Source organism: Saccharomonospora iraqiensis subsp. iraqiensis, from assembly GCF_000430445.1.
Taxonomy (GTDB): domain Bacteria; phylum Actinomycetota; class Actinomycetes; order Mycobacteriales; family Pseudonocardiaceae; genus Saccharomonospora; species Saccharomonospora iraqiensis.
In genome coordinates this window covers 18,846-24,754 of sequence record NZ_KE387127.1, presented here as the reverse complement: position 1 = coordinate 24,754, position 5,909 = coordinate 18,846, and the positions used below count along the sequence as shown (strand labels likewise).

The window sequence follows — 5,909 nt, the reverse complement described above, 5'->3', positions numbered from 1 at the left end:
CCGCGCCGCGGGGCGGGCGGTGGCGGACCCGGCGCGGGGGCGGGACGTGTTCGAGTCCGACGACGCGCTCCAGGCACGTTGTGGCCGGGTCTACGAGGAGCTCGCCGCGGCGGGCTGGCTCGCCCCCTGGCACGTGGTGGACGGCGCGGGCTCCGTGGACCCCGCGGAACTGGCCCGTGACGTGCTCACTCCGCCGACCCCGGGATGACCGACGGAGCGGGCCATGTCCGGAGGGTGACCGCGTGTCCCGGTGCGCCCGGTCCCGCTGCCGGCGTTACGTCGGGAAGTGGCCGAGCTGTCCGGACAGCTCCTCGGCCGCCTCGGCCATCGGCCGGATCAGCTGGTCGATGCGCTCCCGGGACAGCCGGTAGGCGGGTCCGGAGGCGCTCAACGCCGCGATGACGTCGCCCTCGGCCCCGTAGACCGGTACCGCGACGGCGTGCATGCCCACCTCGTACTCCTCGAAGCTGGCCGCGTACCCGTCCTCCACGATCCGCGCGAGCTCGCCGCGCAGTTCGCGCGGCAGCACGGTCGTGGCCGGTGTGCACGCCTCGAGTTCCCGGCTCAGCAGCGGGTCGCGGGTCTCGTCGTCCATGTGGGCGAGCAGCACCTTGCCGCTGGAGGTCGCGTGCAGCGGAGTGCGCCTGCCGGTCCAGTTCTGGGCGGTGACCGCGGCCGAACCGAAGGCCTGGCTGATGTTGATGGCGACGTCGCCGTCGGCGACCGCGATGTTCACCGTCTCGCCGAGCGCGTCCGCCAGCGTCTGGCAGGTCTGATTGCCCAGTTTGGCGAGGTCCATACGCCCGGTCGCGGCCCCGGCGAGCCGCACGATGCCGAACCCGATCGCGTACTTGCCGCGTTCGCCGAGCTGCTCCACCATGTTGCGCATCTCCAGGGCGGTGACCAGTCTCGACGCCGTCGACTTGTGCACCCCGAGTTCGGCGGCGATGTCGGTGATCCCGGCCTCGCCCTCCCTGGCGAGCAGTTCGAGCACGGTGATCGCCCGGTCGACGGACTGGACAGGGCTCGTGGCGGCTTTGGCCTCATCAGAGTTCCGCATGACGCAACAGTAACCGGTCGACGCAAGGGCACGGGTCACGCCACCGTAAAACACCTCGCCGGCGAGAGGTCGAAGCACCTACGGCCGGGGCGCCGGAACGGACCCGGGGAGCGCCACGACCGGCGGGCCGTGCACGCGGGGTGGGGCGGTAGTGCGAATATGTCGGCATGAAGGCGCGTGTGCTGGTCGTCGACGACGACCCCGCTCTGGCTGAAATGTTGACCATCGTGCTCCGCGGTGAGGGGTTCGACACCACCGTGGTCTCCGACGGTTCGCGGGCACTTCCCGCCATGCGTGAACTGAAGCCCGACCTCGTGCTGCTGGACCTGATGCTCCCGGGCATGAACGGGATCGACGTGTGCAAGGCCATCCGCGCGGAGTCCGGGGTGCCGGTGGTCATGCTGACGGCCAAGAGCGACACGGTCGACATCGTGCTCGGGCTGGAGTCGGGCGCCGACGACTACGTCGTCAAGCCCTTCAAGCCGAAGGAGCTGGTGGCCCGGGTGCGCGCGCGGATGCGCCGGACCGAGGCCGAACCCGCCGAGCAGCTGACCATCGGTGACCTGTCGATCGACGTGCCGGGGCACGAGGTCACCCGGGACGGGGAGCCCATCGCGTTGACCCCGCTGGAGTTCGACCTGCTCGTCGCGCTCGCCCGCAAACCCCGCCAGGTCTTCACCCGCGAGGTCCTGCTGGAGCAGGTGTGGGGCTACCGGCACGCCGCGGACACCCGCCTGGTGAACGTGCACGTCCAGCGCCTGCGCTCGAAGGTCGAGAAGGATCCGGAGCATCCGGAGGTCGTTCTCACCGTCCGCGGCGTCGGCTACAAGGCCGGCCCCCCGTGAGGACACGGCACACTCGACCGGGACGGGGTCCGCGCGCCGGGGAGCGGCGGGCCGGGCGGTGAACGCGACCGCCGGATGGAGGTGACGGTGCCGCGTGAGGGAACCGCGGGAGGTGTCGGGCGCCCATCCCGACGCGGGTCCGCCGAGGGACGGCGGTCCGGGCATGAGTCGTGACCCGGTGTCGCCCGTGCGGTCGGTACTCACGTTCGGCAGTCGTGCCGCCTCGTACGGCCGCCGCGTCTCGGCCGCGTTCGGTGACGGTCGCTGCGGTTCCGGGTCACCGTGTCCACCCTGGCACTGTCGTCGGCGGTGGTGTTCGTGCTCGGGATGGTCCTGCAGAACCAGATCGTCGACCGGCTCGTCGACACCAAGGAGAGCGCGGCACTCAACCAGCTGCGGGTCGCGGTACGCACCGCCGAGAGCGAACTCGTCGGCGAAGCGGGGCGGGACGACGCCCTGCGCAATCGGCTCAACAACGCGCTGAAGAGCATCACGAACAACTCGCTGGCCACCCAGGACACGGAGAACTCGTCCGCGGGCGCGTTCGAACCGGTGCTGGCCGCGGGCGACGGGGACCGCGCGGGGGAACGGCCCGTCCACGCGGGTCCGTTCGACAAGGTGCCGACCGGGTTGCGCAACTACGTCGAGGGCAACCAGAAGGCCACCCAGTTCCACACCCCGCCGGGCGACTCGACCTATCTCGCCGTCGGCGCCCCGGTCACCTCGGCCACCCAGCCGATGCAGCTGTACCTGCTGTTCCCGCTGAGCACCGACCAGAAGACGGTCACCACGGTGCAGAGCACCATGCTCGTCGGGGGGCTGGGGCTGCTCGTGCTGCTCGCGGCGATCACGAACCTCGTCACACACCAGGTGGTCACCCCGGTGCGCAGGGCCGCCTCGGCGGCCGAGGACTTCGCGAACGGGGACCTGGACCGCAGACTCGACGTGCGCGGGGAGGACGACCTCGCGAAACTCGCCGACTCGTACAACGAGATGGCGACGAGCATCCAGGAGCAGATCCGGCAACTGGAGGAGTTCGGGCAGCTGCAACGCCGGTTCACCTCGGACGTCTCGCACGAGCTGCGCACGCCGCTGACGACGGTGCGCATGGCCGCGGACGTGCTGCACGCCTCCCGCGAGGAGTTCCCGGCCGGGCTCGCCCGCTCGGCGGAACTGCTCGTCGACGAGCTGGACCGGTTCGAGGCGCTGCTGCACGACCTGCTGGAGATCAGCCGGCTCGACGCCGGTGTCGAGGACCTCTCCGCCGAGCGCGGCGACGTCCGGCCCGTCGCGGAGCGGGCCGTCGAGCAGGTCAGTGCCATCGCGGGCAGTGCGGGCAGTCCCATCGAGCTGGAGCTGCCCGACGAGGAGGTGCACGCCGAGATCGACGCCCGGCGGGTCGAACGGATCCTCCGCAACCTCCTCGGCAACGCCGTCGACCACGGTGAGGGCCTCCCCGTACGCCTGCGGCTGGCCGCCGACGACCACGCGCTCGCGTTCACCGTGCGGGACTACGGTGTGGGGCTGCGCCCCGGGGAGGCGGAACTGGTCTTCAACCGCTTCTGGCGCGCCGACCCGTCCCGCAACCGGCGAACCGGCGGCACGGGTCTCGGCCTGGCGATCAGTCTGGAGGACGCGCGCCTGCACGGCGGGCAGCTGGAGGCGTGGGGCGAGCCGGGACACGGCTCGTGTTTCCGGCTCACCCTGCCGCTCACCCGGGACGAACCCGTCGAGCACAGCCCGCTGGGCCTGCCGCCGGACCCACCCGAGCGCTCCGGCGACGACACCGGGGACACCGACGACCGCGGCGACGAACCCGGGGACGCCGGGGACACCGACGCCGCGGTCACCGGGGATGTCGCCACGGACCGTGCCGACCCGGACGGTGCCGACCCGGGCGGTGCGCGCGCCGGGTATGACGGCGCCGGGAGCGGCGATACGGGCCGTGGTGGTGCGGCCGATGGTGCGGTCGGCGGTGCGGACGAGCAGCCGGGGCCCACCCCGGTGAGCCGCGCGGCGGGGTACGAGGACGGGCACGAGGAGGTGCGGTGAGCGGCGTGAGGCCGAGGTCGTCCGGGCGGCACGCCCGCATCGCGGGTGCGGTGCTGGCCCTCGTGCTGGTCGTGAGTGGCTGCGCGGCCATCCCCACCACGTCGCAGCCGAATCCCGTTCCGCAGGAGGGCGGCGGACAGGCGACCCAGGAGGTCCCGGAACCGGAACAGGGACTGGATCCGTTGTCGGTGGTCCGGCAGTTCGTCCGGGCGAGCGCACGACCCGCCAACGATCACGCGGCCGCCCGGGCCTACCTCAGCGAGTCCGCGCGCGAGCGGTGGCAGCCGGACGACAGCCTGACCGTGATCCGCAACGAGTTCGGCACCGTGTATCTGGGTGAGGAGGAGGCACCGGACCCGGAGAACCGTCGGGTCGTGTCCCTCCGCGCCTCCGAACTCGGGCGACTGACCTCGGACAACGCGTTCGTCTCCGTCAGCGGGGACTTCGAGGAACCGGTGCGGGTCGGCAAACAGCCGAACGGGGAGTGGCGCATCGTCGACGCGCCCGGAACCGTGCTGATCACGGAGAGCGACTTCTCCGAGTCGTACTTCGAGGTGCCGGTCTACTTCTTCTCGCCGGACTCGTCGGTGCCGGTGCCGGACCCCCGCTACGTGGTCGCGCGGCCCCGTTCGGGGTTGTCCGCGCGGGTCGTCGACCTGGTGCTCGGCGGCCCCTCGAACGGGCTCGCCGGTGCGGTGGTGAACCCGCTCGGCGAATCGGCGGAACTCGACAGCAACGTGGACACGGCACCCGACGGGGCGCTGGTGGTCCCGCTGACGGGGATCACCGAGGAGAGCGAGAAGGTCCGGGAACGGATGGCCGTCCAGGTGGTGCGGTCGTTGCAGCACGTGACCACGAGCCGTATCCGGTTGCTCTCGGACGGGGTGGCGCTGGTTCCGGGCACACTCGACTGGCGGCCGGGCGACCTGCCCGCGTACGAGTCGATCACCTCGCCGAGCTCGGAGCTTCCCGGCCTCATGACCACGGAGGCGGGCCGGATCCGCTCCCTGGACACGGGTGCGCCCGTCCACGGGCCGCTCGGCCGCGGTGCCTACGACGTCGAGAGCGCCGCGCAGTCGATCAACGGCCAGCAGCTCGCCGTGGTGGAGGACCTCGGCGACGGTGGCCGCCGTCTGCGGGTGGGCGACTACGGTTCGGCGGGGCAGGTCGTCGACCTGTCCGCCGAGCGGTTGACCCGACCGACCTGGCGACCGCCGTCGTCGAACGAGTCCAAGTCGAGCGAGCTGTGGACCGTCCGGGACGGGAAGTCGATCGTGCGTGTCCAGCGTGACCCGGACGGCGCGTGGGCGCCGCAACCGGTCACCGTCAGCGAACTCCCGGACGAGGGAGCCATCACCGCGCTGCGGTTGTCCCGGGACGGAACGCGGGCCGCGCTCGTGGTGAACGGCACCCTCTGGGTCGCCTCCGTGGTACGCACGAGCTCGGAGGTCTCGCTCCGGTCGCCGCGCGCGCTGAAGAGCGACATCCTCACCTCGGCGGTCGACGTCGACTGGAGCTCGCAGGACACCCTGGTCGTGGCGACCTCGTCCGAGTGGCGGCCGGTCGTGCGGGTCTCGGTCGACGGCTTCGAGCACGACACGTTCAACAGCTCCAACCTCGGGCCACCGACCGAGGCCGTCACCGCCGCGCCGGGCCGGCAGATCGTGGTGGCCGACACGCACGGGTTGTGGACGGCCGGGGAGGTCGGCGCGGTGTGGGTGCCGCACCCGCACAGCAGGCCGGGTGCCGAGCCGTTCTACCCGGGCTGAGGTGTCGGATCCGCGGGGACTGTCGGTGGTCGGCGGCAGTCTGGAGCGGTGACGACCCGTGTGTTTCGGACGGCCCGCGCCCTCGGCCGGACGGGCCTCGACCTGCTGGTGTCCACGTCGTGTGCGGGCTGCGGCGCGCCCGGGGCCGCGTGCTGCGCGGACTGCGCGGCGGTACTGGACCGG

General features: G+C 72.2%; 3 protein-coding genes and 2 pseudogenes. 4 read left to right on the top strand and 1 reads right to left on the bottom strand.

The window, feature by feature from the left end:
* Nucleotides 1-208, top strand: a pseudogene (locus ACTIR_RS26915) (dTMP kinase); the annotation flags it as partial.
* A 66-nt stretch (nucleotides 209-274) separates the two neighbouring features.
* Here the strand turns inward: ACTIR_RS26915 and ACTIR_RS0118975 are convergent.
* Entirely contained in the window at nucleotides 275-1,060 is a 786-nt protein-coding gene (locus ACTIR_RS0118975) for an IclR family transcriptional regulator (RefSeq protein WP_026455456.1), read from the bottom strand.
* 167 nt (nucleotides 1,061-1,227) lie between these two features.
* Between ACTIR_RS0118975 and mtrA the strand changes: the two genes are divergently transcribed.
* From mtrA to ACTIR_RS0118960, 3 genes and pseudogenes are all read left to right on the top strand, one after another.
* A complete protein-coding gene (gene mtrA, locus ACTIR_RS0118970; protein ID WP_026455455.1) occupies nucleotides 1,228-1,905 on the top strand; it encodes an MtrAB system response regulator MtrA in 678 nt (225 codons plus the stop codon).
* Between the two features lie 163 nt (nucleotides 1,906-2,068).
* Nucleotides 2,069-3,957, top strand: a pseudogene (mtrB, locus tag ACTIR_RS24370) (MtrAB system histidine kinase MtrB).
* Nucleotides 3,954-5,726 (top strand): LpqB family beta-propeller domain-containing protein, encoded by a 1,773-nt coding sequence (locus ACTIR_RS0118960; RefSeq protein WP_026455454.1) that lies wholly within the window; start codon nucleotides 3,954-3,956, stop codon nucleotides 5,724-5,726. The pseudogene mtrB and the gene ACTIR_RS0118960 overlap by 4 nt, the downstream one beginning before the upstream one ends.
* Nucleotides 5,727-5,909: the final 183 nt, after the last annotated feature.

What these genes read in the sequence shown, in the direction of transcription:
- ACTIR_RS0118975 (WP_026455456.1), bottom strand. Translation starts at nt 1,060, where the DNA reads ATGCGGAACTCTGATGAGGCCAAAGCCGCCACGAGCCCTGTCCAGTCC.
- mtrA (WP_026455455.1), top strand. Translation starts at nt 1,228, where the DNA reads ATGAAGGCGCGTGTGCTGGTCGTCGACGACGACCCCGCTCTGGCTGAA.